General features: G+C 33.5%; 19 protein-coding genes. 12 read left to right on the forward strand and 7 right to left on the reverse strand.

Going from position 1 to position 23,138, the window contains the following annotated elements:
* Positions 1–16: 16 nt before the first annotated feature.
* A complete protein-coding gene (locus tag QLS97_RS03645) occupies positions 17–2,797 on the reverse strand; it encodes a TonB-dependent receptor (RefSeq protein WP_282714296.1) in 2,781 nt (926 codons plus the stop codon).
* A 177-nt stretch (positions 2,798–2,974) separates the two neighbouring features.
* On the opposite strand from QLS97_RS03645, the gene QLS97_RS03650 reads away from it, so the two are divergent.
* The 8 genes from QLS97_RS03650 to phoU all read left to right on the forward strand — a co-directional run bounded on the left by QLS97_RS03650 (position 2,975) and on the right by phoU (position 11,079).
* A complete protein-coding gene (locus QLS97_RS03650; protein WP_099714218.1) occupies positions 2,975–3,658 on the forward strand; it encodes a response regulator transcription factor in 684 nt (227 codons plus the stop codon).
* Positions 3,659–4,714: a sensor histidine kinase gene (locus tag QLS97_RS03655; protein ID WP_282714297.1), complete on the forward strand. Its 1,056-nt coding sequence runs from the start codon at positions 3,659–3,661 to the stop codon at positions 4,712–4,714.
* 319 nt (positions 4,715–5,033) lie between these two features.
* Complete coding sequence (locus tag QLS97_RS03660; protein WP_428831781.1) at positions 5,034–6,287, forward strand: porin; 1,254 nt, start codon at positions 5,034–5,036, stop codon at positions 6,285–6,287.
* A gap of 136 nt (positions 6,288–6,423) precedes the next feature.
* Complete coding sequence (locus QLS97_RS03665) at positions 6,424–7,293, forward strand: phosphate ABC transporter substrate-binding protein (RefSeq protein ID WP_282714298.1); 870 nt, start codon at positions 6,424–6,426, stop codon at positions 7,291–7,293.
* 192 nt (positions 7,294–7,485) lie between these two features.
* Positions 7,486–8,694: a phosphate ABC transporter permease subunit PstC gene (gene pstC / locus QLS97_RS03670; RefSeq protein WP_282714299.1), complete on the forward strand. Its 1,209-nt coding sequence runs from the start codon at positions 7,486–7,488 to the stop codon at positions 8,692–8,694.
* A gap of 3 nt (positions 8,695–8,697) precedes the next feature.
* The gene (gene pstA / locus QLS97_RS03675) at positions 8,698–9,576 is read left to right on the forward strand and encodes a phosphate ABC transporter permease PstA (RefSeq protein WP_282714300.1); all 879 of its coding nucleotides are present in this window, start codon (positions 8,698–8,700) and stop codon (positions 9,574–9,576) included.
* Position 9,577: 1 nt separating this feature from the next.
* Positions 9,578–10,330: a phosphate ABC transporter ATP-binding protein PstB gene (gene pstB, locus QLS97_RS03680; protein ID WP_131914878.1), complete on the forward strand. Its 753-nt coding sequence runs from the start codon at positions 9,578–9,580 to the stop codon at positions 10,328–10,330.
* Positions 10,331–10,389: 59 nt separating this feature from the next.
* Positions 10,390–11,079 (forward strand): phosphate signaling complex protein PhoU, encoded by a 690-nt coding sequence (gene phoU / locus QLS97_RS03685; RefSeq protein ID WP_282714301.1) that lies wholly within the window; start codon positions 10,390–10,392, stop codon positions 11,077–11,079.
* A 136-nt stretch (positions 11,080–11,215) separates the two neighbouring features.
* Here the strand turns inward: phoU and QLS97_RS03690 are convergent, their stop codons facing one another.
* The 5 genes from QLS97_RS03690 to QLS97_RS03710 all read right to left on the reverse strand — a co-directional run bounded on the left by QLS97_RS03690 (position 11,216) and on the right by QLS97_RS03710 (position 18,658).
* The gene (locus tag QLS97_RS03690; RefSeq protein ID WP_282714302.1) at positions 11,216–12,286 is read right to left on the reverse strand and encodes a glycosyltransferase; all 1,071 of its coding nucleotides are present in this window, start codon (positions 12,284–12,286) and stop codon (positions 11,216–11,218) included.
* A gap of 199 nt (positions 12,287–12,485) precedes the next feature.
* Positions 12,486–13,175 (reverse strand): hypothetical protein, encoded by a 690-nt coding sequence (locus QLS97_RS03695; protein WP_282714303.1) that lies wholly within the window; start codon positions 13,173–13,175, stop codon positions 12,486–12,488.
* Positions 13,176–13,267: 92 nt separating this feature from the next.
* Complete coding sequence (locus QLS97_RS03700) at positions 13,268–16,699, reverse strand: hypothetical protein (RefSeq protein ID WP_282714304.1); 3,432 nt, start codon at positions 16,697–16,699, stop codon at positions 13,268–13,270.
* Between the two features lie 193 nt (positions 16,700–16,892).
* Positions 16,893–18,149 (reverse strand): aspartate kinase, encoded by a 1,257-nt coding sequence (locus QLS97_RS03705; protein ID WP_282714305.1) that lies wholly within the window; start codon positions 18,147–18,149, stop codon positions 16,893–16,895.
* Positions 18,150–18,178: 29 nt separating this feature from the next.
* The gene (locus QLS97_RS03710) at positions 18,179–18,658 is read right to left on the reverse strand and encodes a GNAT family N-acetyltransferase (RefSeq protein ID WP_282714306.1); all 480 of its coding nucleotides are present in this window, start codon (positions 18,656–18,658) and stop codon (positions 18,179–18,181) included.
* Between the two features lie 170 nt (positions 18,659–18,828).
* Between QLS97_RS03710 and fbp the strand changes: the two genes are divergently transcribed.
* Positions 18,829–19,848 (forward strand): class 1 fructose-bisphosphatase, encoded by a 1,020-nt coding sequence (gene fbp, locus QLS97_RS03715; protein WP_282714307.1) that lies wholly within the window; start codon positions 18,829–18,831, stop codon positions 19,846–19,848.
* A gap of 59 nt (positions 19,849–19,907) precedes the next feature.
* Here fbp and QLS97_RS03720 read toward each other — a convergent pair whose 3' ends face one another.
* The gene (locus QLS97_RS03720; RefSeq protein WP_282714308.1) at positions 19,908–20,339 is read right to left on the reverse strand and encodes a tellurite resistance TerB family protein; all 432 of its coding nucleotides are present in this window, start codon (positions 20,337–20,339) and stop codon (positions 19,908–19,910) included.
* 179 nt (positions 20,340–20,518) lie between these two features.
* On the opposite strand from QLS97_RS03720, the gene QLS97_RS03725 reads away from it, so the two are divergent.
* The 3 genes from QLS97_RS03725 to QLS97_RS03735 are packed head-to-tail and all read left to right on the forward strand — an operon-like array spanning position 20,519 to position 23,131.
* Entirely contained in the window at positions 20,519–21,112 is a 594-nt protein-coding gene (locus QLS97_RS03725; protein WP_282714309.1) for a HupE/UreJ family protein, read from the forward strand.
* Between the two features lie 2 nt (positions 21,113–21,114).
* Positions 21,115–21,546: a deoxycytidylate deaminase gene (locus QLS97_RS03730; RefSeq protein WP_114753665.1), complete on the forward strand. Its 432-nt coding sequence runs from the start codon at positions 21,115–21,117 to the stop codon at positions 21,544–21,546.
* Between the two features lie 13 nt (positions 21,547–21,559).
* Complete coding sequence (locus QLS97_RS03735; protein ID WP_282714310.1) at positions 21,560–23,131, forward strand: S41 family peptidase; 1,572 nt, start codon at positions 21,560–21,562, stop codon at positions 23,129–23,131.
* Positions 23,132–23,138 lie beyond the last annotated feature (7 nt).

Below are 23,138 nucleotides of genomic sequence, written 5' to 3' on the forward strand. Positions count from 1 at the left end.
TTTTTTGTTGTTGTTTTTAAAACGTATATCCTATGTTAAAGGAGAACCCGACACCTTTTTTGAATTCTCTTAAAATTAGCGAGTCTTCTGTAATGTTTAAAGTGCTTTTACTTCCCAACTCTTTTTTGTAACTTGGATTTAAGATGTTGTCTACTCCAAATTTAAGTTCGATACTTTTTGAAATTGAGTTTGTCCAAACAAAATCTAATTTACTAAAAGATTTCTCGTAGATGTGATCAATTCCTGAAGAACCTACAGCGAAAATACGGTCTCCATAAACGTTATATACTAAGGTCATAGAGTTTTTCCAATCTTTATTAAGGATGAAATCATACTTTAAATCAGAATTAATTAACCAGCTTGAAGCACCTTGCAGTTTACGGTTTGTACTATTTTCTAATTCATTCCCTTGTTTTTTAAGGTCAATTTTAACATCAGTACTCATTAATGATGTATTAAAACCTAAAGAAAAATTAGAAAGAGATTCGTTTATTCTGCTCAATTGGAAAAGCATTTCTATTTCGGCACCATAAATAATCGCTTGTTCTGAGTTTTTGAAAGTTGTGATTTGACCACCACTATTTGCAGTTGGTTTGAAAACTCTTTCGATTGGATCGTTGATCATTTTTCCAAATACACCTACAGCAAACATTTCTTTGTTGTTAGGGAATAATTCATATTTGAAATCTACATTATAGTTTTCACTGTCTTTTAAATCCGGGTTTCCACTTTCTGAAGTTCCATCGGCATTGATGTAATTTATTGGTAACAACTCCATAGCAACTGGACGAGTTATAGTTTTTGCCAATGACACTCTCAAATTACTGTTTTCATTCAAAATACGTTTCGCATTTACAGATGGTAATATATCAAGTTTGTCATCTGTCTTTTTGCGGTAAGCGCTTCCAAAAGGATCACCTTGTTGTCTGTATTTTATTTCACGAGTTGAACTCTCCCCTCTAATTCCAGCATTCAAATCCCATTTTTCTCCAAGATTCATAAACAAATTGAAGTAACCCGCATTAACAAACTGATTCAATTTTACTTTATAATCTCCGTTAGACTCTTCCTGAACATAAACAATTCCGTTATTGATGTCTTCGTTGATGTTTTGGCTTATAGTACTTAAATCAGCAGTGTAGTTTTTCTCCAAATTTCTTCTTCCAGAGAAGAAACGATAAGAAGATTCCATGTCGTTCAGCGAACTGTTGTATCCAATAGATAATTTGTTAGTATCTTCTTTGTCTCCAAATTTTAAATTATATTCTAAAAGTGAAGAGAAATAGAAGTTTCCTTTTACATCAAGGAATTGACGGTTCAAGTTATTACCACCATAAGACATGTTTATTTGGCTGTCATTTACTTTTACACCAGTGATAAATTTTCTATCTGGTTGTTGAAAAGAAGTTTTCACATAAGAACCTCCAGCTTTTAAGCTGTGTTTTCCGTCTTCGGTTAACTTATAATCACCGTATAATTGTGTGTTCCAATAGTTAGATTCTTCGTATTGGTTTAATCTGATAAGATTATTTGTCTGATTTGCTAAACTGTTTGTGTATCCTAACTGATCTTGAATTTTGCTTTCAGTCGCTTTAATCAAGAACGTATTGAAGTTTAAATTAAAACGGTTTGTCTTGTACTTCAAACCTGCTAAGCCAGAAAAAGTAGTTTGGTAGCTGTATTGCGTATTGTATAAATTATTGTCGTAGTTCCCTTGTCCAAGGTTGAAAGTTCTGTCAACACCTTCTCTGTAAGAATATTTGTTGTCAAAATTGAAAGACATGATGTAGCTGATGTTTCTTTCTTTTTCAAGACTGAATTTTTGAGCATGTAAAAAACCAATGCTAGAATTCAAAGGGCTTTTCGTATTGTTAACATCCCATGATTTTTTACCAAATCCATTTTCGTATTCAGCAGGAGAAAGTTTTTGCCCGCTTGGAACAGATCCAAAAATACCAGGAAGTGCTCTGTCATTACCAATCATTCCTAAAGTTCCTTTAGCAGAATTTGCGTCATCAGAAAGTAAGAAATCTTGAAGATTATTGTTAGTCGTATATCCAAAACCAATATTCAATTTAGTGATGTTTTTTGGTTGAGGTGTTTCAATATTAACTGTTGCTCCAGCAAAATCTCCAGAAATATTAGGATTAAAAGTTTTGTAGATATTTAATACTCCCACAACATCAGTAGGAAATAAATCTAATGGAATGATTTTCTTGAAAGGACTGTTTGATGGTGATTGTAAGTCGTTTATCAATAAGTTATTGTAACGGTCTTCTAATCCTCTAATAAACAAACCTCTTCCGTCAACTTTAGTGATTCCGGTAATTTTTGTCAAACCTTCCTCAACATCGCTAACTCCTTTACGGGCCATTTCTTGAGCACCGATACTTTGTTTAATTACGACCGCTTGTTTTTGGTCTAATAAAAGAGCTGTTTCCTTTTCTCTGCTTGCTGTATTTTTTATGACAACATCTTCTAGTTTGTAGCTTCCAGAACCTAACGCTTTGTTTACGGTTATGGTTTCATTGGCAGTTACCGTTACAGGAATCTCTACAGATTCATAACCCACAAAGCTTAGTTGTAAAGTATAGCTTCCAGGTAGTATTGTTATGGTATATTTACCATCAATATCAGTATTTGTCCCTATATTTGTTCCTTTAATAAGAACGTTAGCAAAAGGTAATGACTGATTATTAGCATCTTTGTCTGTTAAGATTCCAGAAATCGTTCCTTTATTCTGTGAAAAAGAAATAACTGTTATTAATAACGTGAAAAATAGTAACTTGAATTTCATTTGGTTTTAATTTTTTTGCAAAGTAACGTCCGAAATGTAAAATATAGGTTACTGACTTGTTATGGTTATGTTTTGTTTTGGGTCTCAAAATCACCCCAATATTAAATTATGGTTAACAGCATTTGAATACCCCATTTATTATTACATTTACAATTCAAAAACAATTTTTGGCACTTTATGAAGAAAAAAAACACAAAGATTCTATTAGTAGATGATGAACCGGATATCCTAGAAATTGTGGGGTATAACCTCTCTCAGGAGGGGTATCAAATCGTTACAGCAGCAAACGGGAGAGAGGCAATAGCGAAAGCTAAAAAAGAAATGCCAGACCTAATTATAATGGATGTAATGATGCCGGAAATGGATGGAATGGAAGCTTGCGAAAACATTAGAAAGATTCCGGAGCTCAGCAATGTAATCATCACTTTTTTGACAGCCAGAAGCGAAGATTATTCTCAAGTTGCAGGCTTTGACGCTGGTGCGGATGATTATATCACTAAGCCAATTAAACCTAAATTATTAGTCAGTAAAGTAAAAGCATTATTACGCCGATTAAAAGAAAAGGAGCAAAACAGCGAAACACTTAACGTAGGTGGAATCGAAATAAATCGCGAAGAATATAAAATCGTTAAAGATAATATTGAAATCGCATTGCCTAGAAAAGAATTTGAATTATTCTACTTGCTTGCTTCAAAACCTGGAAAAGTATTCAAACGTGATGAGATTCTGGACAAAGTTTGGGGTAATGAAGTAGTTGTTGGTGGAAGAACGATTGATGTTCACATCAGAAAATTAAGAGAAAAAATTGGAGAAGAATTGTTTAAAACAATAAAAGGAGTTGGCTATAAGTTTGAAGTATAAATGACAATAAATTTTAAAAAAACATATCGTTTTGCCGTAAAGTCAGCGCTTTACATCACTCTTTTTTCTACAGGATTAGTTGGTTTCCTCACGTATTTATTTTTTACTTTTTCATATCGTTTTTGTTTGATTTTTGCCATTGCGATTGCTGCATTTTCATTTATGGTTATACAGTATCGAGTGGAGCGCTTTATCTATAAAAAAGTAAAAAAAATATACGATGATGTTTCTTTATTAGAATCAAGTACTTTTAGAAACCAACCTATTACAACAGATATGGCAACGTTAACACGTGAAGTGAAAAAGTTTGCTACAGATAAAAAGTTAGAAATCGAAACTTTAAAAGTTCGGGAAGAATATAGAAGAGAATTTCTTGGGAATGTTTCCCACGAGCTCAAAACGCCCCTTTTTATGGTTCAAGGGTATTTGTCAACCCTGCTCGATGGAGCGATGAGCGATAAAACAATCCGAAAAAAGTATTTAGAGCGTGCCGAAAAAGGAGTAGAAAGACTGATTTATATCGTACAAGATTTAGACATGATTTCTAAACTCGAAATTGGGGATTTGAACTTGGAAATTGCCGAATTTGATATTGTTAAATTAGTTCAAAATGTTTTTGATTTGCTCGAAATGAAAGCTTCCAAGAAAGATATTCTGCTGATGTTTGATATGAAATATAATAGGCCTGTTATGGTGGTTGGGGATCAGGAAAAAATTCAACAAGTAGTGATGAATCTTATCGTAAATTCAATCAAATACGGAAAAGTAAAAGGTTCTACCGAAGTAAGTATTGAAGATTTGACTGATGAAAAAGTAATCGTTCGAGTAACTGATGATGGCGAAGGAATAGAGAAAAAAAATATTCCAAGACTTTTTGAGCGTTTTTACAGAGTTGATAAAAGCGGAGCAAGAACTGAAGGTGGTTCAGGTTTAGGTTTGTCTATCGTAAAACATATTATTGAAGCGCATGACGAGAAAATTTATGTAAATAGTAAATTTGGAATTGGATCTGAGTTTTCTTTTACTCTTGAAAAATCAAATAAGCGCAGTAAATAATAATAGCGCTAAATGTCATTTTAAAGTTAGGTAATTTTTAATATAATGTGAAGGTTTTTATTTGGTGTAAAAAAGGTATATTTGTAACTAGTTAATTTACAATAAATTAGTGTTTATTCGTAATGATTTATTAACATTAGGTTTTTGTTAAATTAACAATTGCGTAATGTTTAATTAACATTACGCAATCATCTTTGGGGTACTAAATAAACAACTTTTAATCGTGAAAAAAATAGTATTAATTATTGCAAATATATTTGTAGTTAATCTAGCAGCTGCACAAGTTACCCCTGTTGTGGAAAGTTCTAAAAAAATAGAAATTACTACCCAAACAGCCCCTTTAAGTAAAGAAGAGCTTACTAAATCTATAGTTCATGTTTTGGACTCCATTAAAAAAGTAAAGGATGCCCAAGAAAAAAGTACAGAGAAAAAAGAACAATGGTACGATAAAATTAGCATAAGGGGTTATGCACAGATTAGATACAATGGATTGTTTTCTTCTAATGACAAAGTTTCCTGTGATCAATGTGATAAATCCTGGGGAACAACTTCAACTGAAGAAGGTGCAAAATCGAATAACGGTCTATTTATCAGACGAGCGCGAATTGTATTTTCGGGACAAATACATCCTAATGTGTATTTTTATTTTCAACCAGATTTTGCCAGTTCGCCTTCATCCGGAGTTAATAATTTTGTCCAAATCAGAGATGCTTATTTTGATTTATCCTTTGATTCTAAAAAAGAGTATCGCGTAAGAATAGGGCAAAGTAAAGTGCCTTTTGGATTTGAAAATTTGCAATCTAGTCAGAATAGATTAACATTAGATCGAAATGATGCTTTGAATAGTGCAGTAGCTAATGAAAGAGATTTGGGAGCATTTTTCTATTGGGCTCCAAGTAAAATCAGGGATCGTTTCGCAATGCTTATCAAAGATGGGTATAAAGGTTCGGGAGATTATGGCGTATTTGGTTTTGGGCTATATAATGGACAAACTGCCAACAAGTCAGAAGCGAACAGAAACCTACATATTGTGACAAGGGTAAGTTATCCTTTTGAAATTGGGAGTCAAATTATAGAACCAGGCATACAGGCCTATACTGGGAAATGGGCTTTTACTAATGAGCTTTCTGCAGGAGTGACTACTCCAGACAAACAATACACAACAGATCAAAGGGTTGCGGCTTCCTTTGTGCTTTATCCTAAACCATTTGGGATTCAGGCGGAATATAATATTGGGAAAGGACCTCGCTATAATAAATTGACTAATACTGTTGATGTGTCTGATTTAGAGGGTGGTTATGTAACACTAAACTATAAATGGGATTTACCTAAACACCAATATATTTATCCTTTTGCCAAATTCCAATATTATGATGGTGGAAAGAAATTTGAGAAAGATGCCAGGAGTTATGTTGTAAGAGATTATGAACTTGGAATTGAATGGCAGCCTATTAAAGCATTTGAATTAGTTGCAGAATGGGTAATTGCTGATAGAACATTTGAAGATAGTGCTCTTCCAAATAACAGACAAAGAGGCAACTTATTAAGATTGCAAGCTCAGTTCAACTTTTAATAAATTGTTACCATTTATTTTGAATGGATTAAATAATTATTAAAATAAGCTAAATAATAAAGATAGTATAATACTGGCTTAACATATTGTTAATGTAGCGCATATACTTTTGTATAAATTTATAAATAATCATAAGATGACTATCAAAACGAAATTATTCTTAATCTTGCCTTTAATAGGCATGTTAAGTTGCGGTAAAGCAAAAAATGAAGATAAAGGAACTGAAGATAAAGAAGGGAATACAACATCAATTACAATCAAAGGAAGTGATACCGTTTTGCCATTAGCACAGAAAGAAGCTGAGGAAATGATGAAAACAGATTCTAAAGTTAGTGTTACTATAGTAGGAGGAGGAACCGGAGTTGGTGTTACGGCACTTTTAGACGGAACAACGGATATCGCAATGGCTTCCAGAGATTTAAAAACAGAAGAAAAATTAAAATTTTCTGAAGCCAAAAAAGAAATAGAAAAAGTAACTGTTGCCTATGATGCTTTAGCGGTTATTGTTAATCCAGCTAATAAAGTTAGTCAGTTAACGCGTGAGCAATTAGAGAAAATCTATACAGGAGCAATCAAGAACTGGAAAGAAGTAGGCGGAGAAGACGCAAAAATTGTAGCGTATTCAAGAGAATCTTCTTCAGGAACGTATGAGTTCTTTAAAGAAGAAGTAATGGATAAGAAAAATTATGCTTCTGATATCTTGAGTATGCCTGCGACTGGGGCTATTGTTCAGGCAGTAAGCCAAACAAAGGGTTCTATTGGGTATGTTGGGTTAGCTTACGAAACTAAAGAAGTAAAACAACTTTCGGTTTCTTATGATCAGGGAAAAACTTTTGTTGCTCCAAGCGTAGCTTCTGCTAAAGATAAAAGCTATCCAATTTCAAGACCATTATTCTATATTTTTGATAAAATAAATGCTGCAAAAGTAAAAGCGGTTGTAGATTATGCTTTGTCGCCAGAAGGTCAAAAAATTGTTTTGGAAGTAGGTTATGTACCTTTAAATTAATAAGATTTATTTTTAAGTGATAAAAGGCTGTCTATTTTTAGACAGCCTTTTTTGTTGCCTCATTTCTGTAATTTTTTTATGCAAAGAGGAAACGATTTGTATACTTAACTTTAAATTAACACAAGGTTAATGTATAAAACACATTAGGAATATAAGGCTCATGTACTTTTGCTGTTAAAATAAACTATAGATTTGAAAACAAATTTTAAAAAAATAAAAGAGAAAATAATAGAGACCATATTAATGCTAAGTAGCGCCGCTACAAGTATTACTGTTGTTTTGATTGTTTTTTTTCTATTTATTGAAGGAGCAGGAGTTTTTACCAAAAAGCCTATTGAAGAAGGGTTTTTATTGGCAGTACATTCGACCAATCCAATAAAAAAATTAGAACCTTCGCAGGTGAAAGATATTTTCGATCAAAAAATCACCAATTGGAAACAGTTAGGCGGAAAAAACGAACCCATCGTTTTGTTTAGAACAGAAGATATTACCGAATTTTATTCAGACGAGGAGCTAGGAGAAAACTTCGAACATTTTCCAGCAAAAATAGATGAATATGTTTCAAAAACACCTGGTGTAATTGCCTTTTTTTCGGATAAATACAAGGCTAAAAATTTTCATGGAAAAGAATTAGAAATTAATAAAATTAAAATTTTTGAATTTCTTTCCGGAGAAGAATGGTTTCCAACGGCACAACCTATTGCACAAATGGGCGTTAAGGCTTTGATTTATGGGACGCTATGGGTCAGTTTTGGTGCAATACTATTGGCATTGCCAATTGGCTTGGCAGCAGCCATCTATTTGAGCGAAATAGCTAGAAAAAGAACCCGCAATATTTTAAAACCGCTCATTGAACTATTGGCGGGAATTCCATCGGTAGTGTATGGATTTTTCGGATTAGTGGTCATTGTCCCTTTAATTCAAAATGTTTTCGGATTACCCGTTGGAGAAACAGGTTTAGCAGGAAGTATTGTTTTGGCAATCATGGCCTTGCCAACGATTATCACCATTTCGGAAGATGCAATGCGTACGACTCCACGTGCGATGAAAGAAGCCAGCTTAGCCTTAGGAGCGAGTCATTGGCAAACGATATATAAAGTAGTAATTCCTTATTCAGCTTCCGGGATTACTGCAGGAGCCATTTTAGGAATTGGGCGTGCTATTGGTGAAACGATGGCAGTTTTAATGGTAACAGGTAATGCAGCCATAATTCCGCACACACTTTTAGCACCACTAAGAACCATTCCCGCTACCATTGCGGCCGAATTGGGTGAAGCTGCAAATGGCGGATTGCATTATCAGTCGTTATTTGCGCTAGGATGTATTTTATTCCTAATTACTTTTTGCATAAATATGATGGTGGAATTTGTCACCAATAGAAATTCCCATAAAAAACATTAAAAGATGACTAAAGAAATTCGTTTAGCAAAACAAAAAAGAAGAAACCAAAAAATTGCTTTTGGTGTATTTCAATTTACGAGCTATACCGTTGTTGGACTGTTATTTGTGATATTATCCTTTATAGTAATAAAAGGAATTAGCGTTATCAGTTGGGAGTTTATTTCAGCAATGCCAAAAGAAGGTATGACGCAAGGCGGAATTTTTCCGGCTATAGTAGGAACGCTTTGTTTGGTTTTTGGAAGTATGATTTTTGCATTTCCTGTGGGTGTTTTGGCAGCTATTTATATGAATGAATATGTGAAAGATGGCTGGATGAAAAAAATTATTAAACAAATGACGAATAACCTTGCTGGAGTTCCATCGATAGTTTTTGGACTTTTCGGGATGGCGTTGTTTGTTAATAAATTAGAATTTGGAGATTCCCTTTTGGCAGGATCATTGACCTTGGGATTATTGGTTTTACCGGTGGTAATCAGAACTACCGAAGAATCATTAAAGTCAGTTGATGATACTTTTAGACAAGCCAGTTTAGGGTTGGGAGCCAGTAAATGGCAAACTACCAGCAAAGTAGTTTTCCCTATTGCTTTTCCAAATATTATTACGGGATTAATTCTCTCTATAGGAAGGGTTTCCGGAGAAACAGCTCCGATTTTATTTACCGTTGCGGCCTATTTTTTACCAAAATTGCCTACTTCAATTTTCGACCAGGCTATGGCGTTGCCGTATCATTTATATGTGATTTCAACCAGTGGGACGAATATAGAAGCCTCTCGGGCAATGGCTTATGGAACGGCACTTGTTTTAATTATAATCGTATTAATTTCTAATTTATTAGCGAATGCACTTCGTAAATATTTTGGAAAAAAAGTAAAAATGAATTAGTATGCACAAAATAGAATCAAAAAACATCAATTTTTATTACGGAGAAACGCAAGCTTTGCATGATGTTTCATTGTCAATGAAAGAAAATACCGTTACGGCATTAATTGGTCCTTCCGGTTGCGGGAAATCGACGTACCTGCGTTTATTGAATAGAATGAATGACTTGATTGACAACACGAAATTGACAGGTACAATTTTAATCGAAGGAGAAGATATTTATGCAAAAAACACCAATGTAGATGATTTGCGTAAAAATGTGGGTATGGTATTTCAAAAACCTAATCCGTTTCCAAAATCCATTTATGAAAATGTAGCGTATGGTTTAAAGGTAAACGGAATTACCGATAAAAAGATAATCGAAGAACGCGTGATTACTTCTATTGAGCAAGTCGCTCTTTGGGGAGAAGTGAAAGACAAATTGAAAAAGTCAGCTTTTGAACTTTCTGGGGGACAACAACAGCGGTTGTGCATTGCACGCGCATTAGCGATTCAGCCTTCTATATTGTTAATGGATGAACCTACTTCAGCTTTGGATCCAATTTCTACTTCTAAAATTGAAGAACTTATTTATGAATTAAAAAATAAATATACAATCGTTATTGTAACACACAATATGCAGCAAGCTGGACGTGTGAGTGATACCACTGCTTTTTTCTATATGGGTGAATTGATTGAATATGATAAAACAAAAACTATATTTACAAAGCCGTCACAAAAACAAACGGAAGATTATATAACGGGAAGATTTGGATAAGATTGATTTTGATTTGAATTCAGAATCGTTTAATTTTAAATCTTTTAAATCTTTAAAAAATGGGGTCACACATAGAAACAGAACTAGGAAAACTTAAGGGTATAATATTAAAAATAGGAAATTTAGCCGAAAGTCAAGTGGCGGAAGCTGTCAAAGCATTACTTTCAGAACCTGTCATGGAAGGTAAAGAAGTAAAAAAAACAGAAAATAGGATTGATAAATTGGATGTTAAGATTGATGAAATTTGTCAAAGTGTTTTTGCCTTGCATCAGCCAGTGGCTTCTGATTTACGGTTTATTATGTCAGCCATGCAAATTAGCAATGAGATAGAAAGAATAGGGGATTTAGCCATAAGCATCATAAAAAAATCTAAAAATATTAAAGATAAACATGACTTAATTGTTAAGTTTTCAATTGCTGATATTGCTAGACTGGTTGAAGAAATTACGATAAAAACAAACGAGTGTTTTTTAACTCGGAATCAAAGTACAATTGGCGAGATTTTTATTTTAAATAATACCATAAAAAATGAAAGTGATGAAGCAATTCACAATATTATCAATGAAATGAAGTCTAATTCTAAGACCGTAGTTTCAGGAACAAATCTTGTGATTGTTTTAAAACATTTGGAACGAATTTCTGAACATTGTACAAATATTGCAGAATATGTTTATTTTATGATTAATGCCAAAATTATCAAACACGAAAAATTTGGAGAGAAAAAATTTGACACAGATAATCTAGATTAATTTTTTGTATTTTTATAAAAGCACACTAATTATACACCTTGAAGTATAGTAATTAGTGTGCTTTTTGATTATAGAAGAAGCCTAAAGTAGGGGTTGTTTATTCGAAGTATTTTACAAATCACAGTAGTAATAACTATTATTTTTTTTCAAAAATTTTGAATAATATTTTCCAGTCTAATGTAGTGTCTAATCGAGGCAATCCTTTATATTCCTCAATCTCTAGGATGTTTTTCATTCTAAAATCATCTTGCGCAGCATAAGGAACCAGACCTTCTTTCTTCAGTTTTTTGGCTAAATATTCTTGTTCATATTGTCCTGGTGTTGGAATAAAAAAAGCTTTTTTTCGCAGTTGTACCAAATCCATGATTGTAGTATATCCGGAGCGGCAAAGCACCATTTCACTTTCATTAAAAGCCTGTTCCAGTTCGGTTGAATTCATGAAGTTGTAATAGGTGACATTTCCAATTATTGTTGTTTTTTGTTCCTTTTCTATATTTCCTTCAATGAAAATTACATTGCCGTTGTATTTAACGATTTCTCCTTTTAAATGTTTTTCTAACATGCCACGTTGAGGTTCAGGACCAGAGAGAATTACCAGTAAATCATATTTTTTTGGCAATAATTTCTTTTGGAGCCTGCTTAAAGGACCAATGTATTTTGTCTTGAGATTTGGATTGTCAACATGACCAAGTTTACCGGTTAGATTTAGAGTTCCCGCAAGATCAGGAACCCAACATTCTGTGTACTTTTTTATAATATATTGATGTATTTTACTGGTTATCCAAGTAGTATTTCCGGTCATCACATTCAATTGATGGGTGATAAACACAGAGGGTACATTCTTGCTGAAAACACCCAATCTATTATCCGAAATAATACCGTCTATTGCATATTTTTTAACCCAATTTTGAATTATTTTTTTTTCTTCTAGAATGGCTCTGATCATTTTTGGACCATTCTTTATTAATTTCCATTTAAAATTGGCGCCATTTTTAGCATATTCAATTTGATAGGATGGCAGTTCCAGTGTTTGGATGTTGGGAAACTCTTTTCGTAGTAATTCAAGCGCAATGCCATCTGAGGCAATTATTGGAATGTAGTTGTTATCTTGTAAAGCCCTGATTATTGGAATGCAACGGGTGGCATGGCCTAAACCCCAGTTTAAAGGTGCAATCAAAATAGTTTTAGGGGTAGTTTTTATATCCATTTCTAATTGTATCAAATGTTTTTTCTAGGTGAAAGATACATAAGTTAAGCCCTTTTTTGTATTTGCAAAATATTACTAAACTATTAAGTTATCCAGTTATTAAATACTGTTTCAGATTGTTTTATTCTTTCTGATAAACTAAAATAAAGAAAGGCTATCTTTTTTAGGGATAGCCTTTTCAAGATACTTTCTATAAAAATTATTCTTGGATATAGGTTTTATTTCCGTTTGAGTTAATGTAATATTTTCCTCCTCGAGGACCAGTGTACACTTTTTTGCCATTGTATTCACCTGTTATTTTGTCGGCTACTTTAGGTGCTTTTTCATTGGTTTCTTTAATTTTTTTTACTGATTTGCTGCTTGTAGCTTTTTCTTTTATCGCAGTTTTAGCCGTCGCTGCTTTATCTTTGGCAGTTTCTGCTTTTTTTGTAGCTGTTTTTTTAGATGCTGTTGCTTTTTCTTTAGCTATAGCAGCTTTATCTTTTGCGGTTTCGGCTTTATCTTTGACTACTTTATCTTTTGCAGTTCCCGCTTTTTCTTTAGCTGTAGTCGCTTTGTCTTTGGCAGCTTCCGCTTTGTCTTTTGCTATTTTTTTAGAAGTAGCAGCTTTATCTTTTGCAGTTTCGGCTTTGTCTCTTGTTGTTTTTTCTTTAGCTGTAGTTGCTTTGTCTTTGGCAGCTTCCGCTTTGTCTTTAGCTGTTTTTTTAGCCGTGGCTGCTTTTTCTTTGGCTACAGCTGCTTTATCTTTTGCTGCTTCCGCTTTTTCTTTTTTGGCTTTAGCCAATTTTTCAGTTTTAGCTTTTGCTGCTTTCTTTTCGGTTGCAGTTTCTTGTGCTTGTAAGTTTACTGACAAAATAATTACAAAACATAACAACAGTAATTTTTTCATAATAATTTGATTTTAAATTTGATGTAATAAAAATAATAAAAAATAATCATAGTTTATAAATTCAATCAATGAAATTATTCCAAATTCCAGTATTAAAAATAAGCTCTCAATTGAACATTTCCAGTATGAATGGCTTGGCTCGTTTCACTTTTTCTTCCTTGATAATTGAAATTAATGTCTAAAAACTGTGTGATGTTTTTTTGTAAAAGCAATCTCCAAGTCAGGTTCTGCCCAGTTTGTAATCCTTCCAGCATTTGAAATCCAACCGAAGAAAATTCATTTCCTTCAAATTTATTTTGGTAAAAAGAGACTTCTCCGTTCAGCGTTATTTTTTTATCACTGGCATAAGAAAAGGCAGTTCCAAAACGGTTTTGCAACAAGGTTTCGAAAACTCCAATTTGGTTTTCTTTGCTTTGTAATTCATAAAAGATATCCCAACTGGTATTTTTAGAGAATAAATAACTGATTTTTGGCGCCAATTGATATCCGTTTATATCATAATTTTTTTCTGGAAAATTTTCAGATTGAATAGTTGTCTGGATTGTTTTGGCAAAAAAACCGAACAGCCAGCTTTTTTGGTACAAATGTCCATATTGTAATTGATGCGAACTGTTTGTAGCTTCTTGCGAACCTATCGACAATAAGTTTTTCGTTTTATTCTGAAGATAAGAATAGGTAACCGAATGGTTTTGCTTTCCGCGATTGTAAAACAAGCTGTTCCTCAAGCTGGAATTTAATCCAAGTACATTCTCATTAGAACCGCTAAACGGGTTTAATTCAAAATTGTCTCCGTCACTTCTCGTTTTCCTGTCGATTATAAAGGCAGTTTGATTATAGAAATAAGAAAGTAATTTTTTTAATCCTTTTTCATTTTGCCACTGATTTGGGTTTAAGGTCACGGATTGGGAGAATTTATTTTGATGTGTTTTTATATAAATCCGATTGGGTAAAAATACTCTGATGAATTTTGCCTGATCTATAAATGGAGCGACTTCAAACTCCTGTAATTCCTGAATTCCATTGCCGTTATAATCATTCCAAGTATAAACACCCTGACCTGCAGAGACTTCCAAATACGTAAATTCCTGTTGCGGAATGGTTCCGGAATTCGTTTCATAAACCGTTGTGCTTTGGATTAATTGATTGAAAAAACGATCCGTGTACACTATTCTGGAATTTAATGTAGGTTCTCTTTTTCTTGTTGCATCCACAAAATCCAAGATTCTGTAATTGACATAAAGGGACAAATCACTTCTGTTGGTTTGTATCAATTTAGATTTCAGCATCAAAGTCTGGGAGGAATTTACCCGCTGAATCAAGCCGTTTTGTAAGCTGTCATTGGTTCTTCTTAAATACCCCAATTCTACAAAAACTTTAGTGCTATCGCCACGACCGGTAAAAAAACCATACTCCGTAAATTTTTGGCTTAAAGCCGAAAACTGATCGGTTGCTTTGTTTTTTTCTTGATTGTCTTCTAATCGTAAGCTGGAGCCAACCCAGTTTTTATCAAAATGAAAACGCATTTGAGATTGGTTTCTTAAAAATTTAGAAGATAAAACAGTACCGTCACTTTTTAAGAAACTGCCTTGGTTTTGAAAGGTCCATTTTTTTATTCGAAACAAACCATTTAAAATATGTCTGCTCCCTGAAAAATTTTCGGAGAAATCAAGTTTTTCAAACTGATACAATAACAGTCCTTTAGTAGTAGATTTTGGTTCGGGATTTAAGTCCAATTGCAAACCGGAAACCAATAAACTTTGATTTCCCACGGCCGCAGTTCCTAAATTCCAATCTCTGTCAAATTCTATATTGTACAGTCGTTCCACTGATCTGAAATCTTTCTGAATGAATTGATAATTTGCAAAAGCATCTAACTGCCATTTTCTTGAAAAAAGCCGTTGCTTGGCATTGATTTTCCCTGCCAAGCCTTGGTTGTTGGCATCATCAATGGATGAAAATAAATTTTGGTCATTATTGCTCAGGCCAATTTCAAAATCGACAGCCATTTTTTCACTGGGTTTGTATTTTCCTAAAAAGGTGGCGACTTGAATTTTTGTTGGCGCGATGAGCTGAATTATGGGTTCGTAATTTCCTTGAGGAATACCGTTTATTGGCTCTACATATTCATAAACTCGGGTAATGGTAGCCGAATTTGTTACGATATAATTCCCATTATTGGTTCCTACCAAAGTGAATCGGACGTTGAATAATTCCTGTTGCGCGTCATTTGAATATTCGAAAATTTCAACGGCGTTGAATATCGTTTTTCTATACAACACTTTGTTCTCGGAGTAGGAATCAGCATAAGCAGAAGGTGCTGTCATTAAATCAGGATTGTCTCCTGAATTGACTAATATCTGGGCTTGTTCTTGTGATAAATTTTGTTGTAGCGGTTGATTTTTCAAGTCATTTTCAGAATATAAATAGCCTCCAAAACTCCATTTTTCATTTTCATGCGTAGCGCCGGCATACGTCACAAAACGAGTGTAATTCCTGTCGGAATATTGATATTCTATCGCAATACGCATTTCGGAAGTTATGGTAGAAAGAGGCGTAAATACAATTTCACCGGCATTGTAATCTATCGTATAATCATTGTTTTCGCCACGTTTCAGTAAAATTCCATTTACATAAACCCGCTCTGAACCTGAGACAACCAGAACATATAATTCTCCATTTTGCCCTTTTAATTTATAAGGACCTTGATTCCCTTCTTGTCCCACAAAATTACTTTTGGCATATTGACCTCGAACTAATGCTGCTGATGCAAATACATTCGTTTTGTTTTCTTCGGTTCCAAAGTTGAAGTTAGTCGCCAGTCCCTGTACTTTTTTGTTGAAATTCAGGAATTGGGTTTTCTTGTTTTCCAGAAAAATATCTCCTGCTCGAATGTTCCATTCGTCGCTGAACAATTCCATGAAAACATTGTCAAACTGATCTAGTTTTTGAGAATAGCCGCCATCCTGCAACGGAATATTACTGTCTTGAATGGAGGCTCTCAAACTTACTTTTTCGGAAATTTTACCTGTGATTTGTAAATCTAAATTGGAATTCAAAACCGCATTTTGATTGTTTCCGATGGTAATGCCACGGGTAATGCTTCCGGAAGTATTCAAACCATCAAAAGGCACGTTTTTCTTTAGGTTTTTCTCTTCAATTTTATATAAATTCCCATTTCCTGCTTCATTACTGACGACTCTGCTGGGATCGTAAATGCGGTATACTTTGGTTAGTATTTCAGGAAATTTAAGATAGTGTACTGTAAGTGAATCGGAGTTAAAAGCGCTGTTTTCCTTTAAAATTAAAGTCCCTTTTTTGAAATTTATTTTAAATAAAGTGCTGTCGATAGGTTTGCCATTGGCGTCAAGCAGTTTGAAAAAGCTGGAATTAATACTTTCTTTTTCGATGTAAATCGTGTCGCGGGAAGGAAGAATTTTTTTGGTTTTGTACAGCGAATTAATTTCCTGAGCATGGAGCCCAGAAAAACAGCCTATTACAATCCAAAAAAGTAATTTTTTCAACATAAATACTATAACTTGAAAGTACCAAAAGTAGTATTTATAATTCGATAATTAGAAAATGTGCCAGTCAGAAAGTCTGGGAATAGTTAAATCGATATATTCTAGTTTAGAGTTCTTGATTGTATGCTTTGGAACAACAAAAAATGAGAATCAAAATTAAATTTCGATTCCCATTTTAATATTGTTGAAACAGTTTTTAAACTTCTTTAGTGATCACTTGCATAGTTTCACGGCTGACTTGTTTCAATAAAACTACTTTATTTTTTTCGACAGTTTGTGCTGCTTTGTCGTTGAAATGTCGGATCGTATATAAGGTTACATTTTCGTCAAATTCAACTTTAAATTTTTTAGATAAAATGGCATTCAGTGCTTTAAAATTATCAAATTTATCTTCCACACATACAGAAAAACTAATGGCAGAATTCTGAATTAAGTTTACTTTTATTTTGAATTGGTGAAACAACGCAAAAATCTCGCTGATGTTTTCTTCCATGATGAAAGAGAAATCTATTGAGGAAAGTGAAATTAAAAGTTGGTTTCTTTTAACAATAAAACAAGGTAAATACGGTTCTAAATCGACACCTTTAGAAACACTTGTCCCTTTTAATAATGGGTTTATAAATGATTTTACATACAAAGGAATTTCCTTTTTTTGTAAAGGTTGCAGCGTTTTTGGGTGAATAACCGTTGCGCCATAAAAAGCTAATTCAATGGCTTCACGATACGAAATTTGATTTAATAAACTTGCGTTTTCAAAATATCTTGGGTCGGCATTCATTACTCCGGGAACATCTTTCCAGATGGTTACGCTTTCGGCATTTAGGCAATAGGCAAAAATCGCAGCAGTATAATCAGAACCTTCACGGCCTAGAGTAGTGGTGAAATTATTCTCATCAGAACCTAAGAATCCTTGTGTAATATTTAAGATTTTTCGTTTTACGTTCTTGGCAATGTTTTTCTGTGTCAATTCCCAATCTACTTCTGCATCTCTATAATTTGCATCTGTTTTTATGAAATTACGAACATCCAGCCATTGCGTTTTTATTCCCATGAAATTCATGAAATGACTAAGAATAGTTGTCGAAATTAACTCGCCATAACTTACAATTTGGTCGTAAACAAAATTATAATTAGGAGATTTATTATGTGTCAAGAAGTATTCTAAATCAGCAAATTGAGTATTTACAGCAGCAAAAACTTCGTTTTTGTCATCTTCAAATAAATCCATCAAAATTTGATTGTGGTATTTTTTTACTTCTTGGACTGAAGAATTTAACTCAGCCGATTTGTCGAAATAGTTTTTTATGACAATTTCCAATGCATTCGTCGTTTTTCCCATTGCAGAAACAACTAACAATACATCTTCGTAACCCACTTTTTGTAAAACGTCATATACGTTTTTAATTCCTGCGGCATCTTTTACAGAAGCTCCTCCAAATTTGAATACTCTCATAGTTTTAAACAAAAATTGTTCTTTATACTTTATTTCAATTTATTCTCTACAAAATGGTTGATTCCTATTTCATCCATTTGCACTACATACCAATCTTTTAACACTTTTGCACCTGATTTTTCGTAAAATTCAATAGCAGGAGCGTTCCAGTCCAGAACATGCCAGTCAATTCTTCGAACATTATCTCTTTTACCCTGTTTTATAATTTCAGAATACAAAGCATAACCTAATCCTGTGCCTCTCATTTTATCTTTTACTACTAAATCTTCCAGATGAATTATTTTTCCTTTCCAGGTAGAATAGCGGTAATACCACAAAGCAATACCAACAATTTCATCATCAACTTCGGCAACAAAAACATGAAATAGAGGAACAGGACCAAAACCATCACGAACTAAATCGTCAACAGTTACAAGAACTGCATCCGGCTCCTTTTCAAAATCGGCTAATTCTTGAATAAGGCCTAAAACAGCCTGCATGTCTTCAGGTTTTCCTTTTCTAATATTCATAAATTTTTATTTTAATGATTCAAAAATGCAATAAAATTGCATTTTTACGTATTAATTTTGTGTTTTATTCAGCAAATATACAATACTGTCAAACTAAATAAATAGTATTCAAATTGTTTTCACAAAAAAAACGATATTTGTGACTTCAAAATAACTACATCGATTTCGTAATGGAAGAACGCAACAAAACACTAGGAGAATTTATCATTGAAAACCAAAATGCTTTTCAATATTCGTCAGGCGAATTATCCCGAATCATTAACTCCATTCGATTGGCTGCCAAAGTAGTCAATTATAAAGTAAACAAAGCAGGATTAGTTGATATTGTAGGTGCTGCTGGAGAACAAAACATACAAGGTGAAGATCAACAAAAACTGGACGTTTATGCTAATGAAGTTTTCATTCAAACTTTAATTAATCGTGAAATTGTTTGTGGTATTGCCTCTGAAGAAAATGATGATTTCATTACTGTTGAAGGAAGCGACAATAGTCATAATAATAAGTATGTGGTTTTAATGGATCCGCTTGACGGTTCATCAAATATTGATGTGAATGTTTCAGTAGGAACTATATTTTCGGTTTATAGGAGAGTTACTCCAATAGGAACTCCGGTTACCATTGAAGATTTTTTACAGCCGGGAATCAATCAGGTTGCTGCGGGATATGTTATTTACGGAACCTCGACGATGTTAGTGTATACGACAGGACACGGAGTGAATGGATTTACGCTGAATCCGGCCATTGGAACCTTTTATTTATCGCATCCAAAAATGCAATTCCCAACTGACGGTCATATTTATTCCATTAACGAAGGGAACTATGTTCATTTTCCACAAGGAGTAAAAGATTATATAAAATATTGTCAGTTAGAAGAAGGAGACAGGCCTTATACTTCAAGATATATAGGGAGTTTAGTTTCGGATATTCATAGAAATATGATTAAAGGCGGAATTTATTTATATCCTACAAGTTCCAAAGCACCAAAAGGGAAATTACGATTGTTGTATGAATGCAATCCGTTAGCTTTTATTGCTGAACAAGCTGGAGGAAAGGCTTCAGATGGATTTAATAGAATCATGGAAATTGAACCGACAGAATTACATGAAAGGGTTCCGTTCTTTTGCGGAAGCTACAACATGGTCGAAAAGGCGGAAGAATTTATGCATAAAGCAAAATTAAGTAAATACTAAAATATAGGTTTAATAAAAAAGCTCCCAGATATCTGAGAGCTTTTTTTATACTTTTACAATTACTTGTTCATGTTTTGCATTTCGAAAAGGAAAGTATCTAAATCTACTTTTTTATCTACTAATTTAAGTGCTTTATGTATGATATAATCTACATTTTCAGCATTAAAGCCTAGTGCTACTCCAATTTTTCTTAATAATAATTCTTGTTTGTCACCTAACTGATGATCAACATGAACCATTCTCGCTAAATCAAACAAACGCTCCAGTCTTTGCTCATGTAAATAAGGAGGATTTATAGGATATTTTAATGGGTTTTCTAAAATTTCTTCATATTCTGCTTGAGAAATTTCTAATCGAACAGCCAGTTTGTCTAAAAATAGTTTCTCTTCTGGAGCAAACGTATCGTCAGCAAGTGCTACACGAACAATAGCTGAAAAATGACCTTTATTTCTTTGTTTGAATTCGCTATCAAATAAATCTGAAAATGACATAATTATTGTTTTTTTATCTTACAAAGATAAATCTATTTTTAAATTAATGATTTTAATTTTTTTATATTTTTTCTTTGAATTTGATCTCTTTTGAATTGCATTTATTTAAATAATCAAATCAATCATTTTCAAAATTAATCGTAAGTTTACAACCCCTTTATCAACCTAATAAATTACCCATGTCAGAATTTTGGATTTACTTTCAAATAGGATTAAAACACGTTTTAGATATTCATGCGTATGACCATGTTTTATTTTTAATAGCATTAGCAATTCCTTTCTCTTTTAAAGATTGGAAGAGAATTGTGCTTCTGGTGACGCTTTTTACCATTGGACATACAATGGCTTTAATGCTTTCTGTTTTTGGTATAATTGCAATTAAAGTAAATGTTGTCGAATTATTAATTCCAATAACTATACTGATAACGGCGCTGTTTAATCTTTTTACGGCTGGAAAATCAAGCAAGAAAGAAAGTATAAATTTGGTGTTTTTCATCACGCTTTTCTTTGGAATAATTCATGGATTGGGTTTTTCAAATTATTTCAAATCGATTCTTGGAGGCGATGCTGTTTCTAAAATAGTACCATTGTCAGAATTTGCATTAGGAATAGAAGCGGCACAGATTGTAGTGGTTTTTGTGGTTTTGATTTTGTCGTATATTGTTCAAACCGTTTTTAGATTTTCGAAACGTGATTGGACATTAGTGATGTCGGCATTTATAATAGGAGTAGTGATACCATTGATTGTTGAAAGTGAAATCTGGATTAGATAAAAATGAACGAAAAAAAATTAAATAAATACGATAAAGCGTATCTTAGAATTGCCAAAGAATGGGGTTTGCTGTCATATTGTAAACGCAAACAAGTTGGTGCGATTATTGTGCGAGATAGAATGATAATCTCTGACGGATATAACGGAACGCCATCTGGTTTTGAAAATTGCTGTGAAGATGAAGAAGGATTAACGCGTTGGGATGTTTTACATGCTGAAGCAAATGCGATTCTGAAAGTGGCACGATCTACACAATCGTGTGAAGGCGCAACCTTGTATATTACGCTTTCGCCATGTAAAGAGTGCAGCAAATTGATTCATCAATCCGGAATAAAAAGAGTGGTGTATCAGAATGGCTATCGTGACGATTCAGGAATTCAGTTCCTTATAAAAGCAGGAGTAGAGGTAGAACATATCCCAGTATTAGAAGAATAATTATTGTCTTCGTATGAAATATAACGTAAAATATTTGCCCATTCTTATTTTCTCAACACTTGCTTTGGGTGTTGTGCTGGGCGGAATGTTGAATTTTCCTAATGCAGTTGATTTTGCAGACAGAAATAATTCTAGGAGCAAACTCAACAAGCTGATTGATTTTATTGACAATGAATATGTCGATGATATCAATACGGATTCTATAGTAAACCTTACCGTAGATAATATTCTGGCGCAACTTGACCCACATTCCGTATATATTCCGCCAAGCGAACAACTGGAAGTGGTAGAAAGTATGAAAGGAAATTTTGTGGGGATTGGCGTAAATTTTTATATGTACAACGATTCAGTTGCGGTTATAAAACCAGTAGAGAATGGCCCTTCGGCAAAAGCTGGAATAAAGGCAGGTGACCGAATTTTATATGCCGATAAAACAAAATTATTTGGACGCAAATTACCAAGTGACAGTTTGTATTCTAAATTAAAAGGAACGGTAGGTTCTGATATTGAATTGACTATCTACAGAAAATCCGAAGGCAAAAAACTAAAAGTAAGAATAAAGCGCGATGTTATTCCTCTAAAAAGTGTCGATGCGGTACTACTTTTGAACAATAAAACGGGTTATATAAAAATAAACAGATTTGCCGAAACGACCTATAGCGAGTTTATGACAGGTTTGACTAAACTGAAACAACAAGGCGCAAAATCACTCGTAATTGATGTTCGTGATAATGGGGGCGGTTATATGGAAGAAGCGATTGCTATTGCCGATGAATTATTGACGGATAAGCAGCTGATTGTTTTTACCAAGAATAAAAACGGGAATATAGACAAGACATTTGCAACCAAAAAAGGTAGTTTTGAAACCGGAAACGTATTTGTTTTAATCAATGAAAACAGTGCTTCTGCCAGTGAAATTCTAGCGGGTGCCATTCAAGATAATGACAGAGGAACAATTGTGGGCCGCCGTTCTTTTGGAAAAGGATTGGTGCAACGTGAAATGGATTTTGCCGATGGTTCCGCCGTTCGATTGACTATTGCCAGGTATTACACACCAACCGGTCGCTCGATTCAAAAACCTTATTCGAAAGGAAATGAAGCGTATTTTAAAGAATCAGAAGCTCGTTTTGGAAATGGAGAATTGTATGAAAAAGACAGTATAAAAGTTTCGGATACGTTAAAATTCAAAACTAAAAAAGGGAAGATTGTTTACGGTGGAGGCGGAATTGTTCCTGATGTTTTTGTACCGCTAGAAGTAGAGCACGGAAATGAAAGTACCGCTTATTTATTGCAATCCGGAATCGTGGGTAATTTTGTTTTCGAACAATTAGATAAAAACAGAAGCGCTTTTAAAGGACTTAATTTCGAACAATTTAAAATTAAAATGAATGAAACGGATTTGTATTTTAATTTGTTTCAAAAATTTATTTTCGGAAACGGATTGGATTTGAATTTTGGAAAAAGCAAGTCGTTGGTAAAAAAATACTTAACTGCTGAATTTGCCCGGCAATTGTATGGGGAAAGCTATTATTATGAAATTGTATTGAAAGAAGATGCGATGATTAAGGCCATTTCTAAGAAGTAATTGTGAA

The sequence above is a fragment of the Flavobacterium yafengii genome, assembly GCF_030010375.1.
In the GTDB taxonomy this organism is placed as follows: Bacteria; Bacteroidota; Bacteroidia; order Flavobacteriales; family Flavobacteriaceae; genus Flavobacterium; species Flavobacterium yafengii.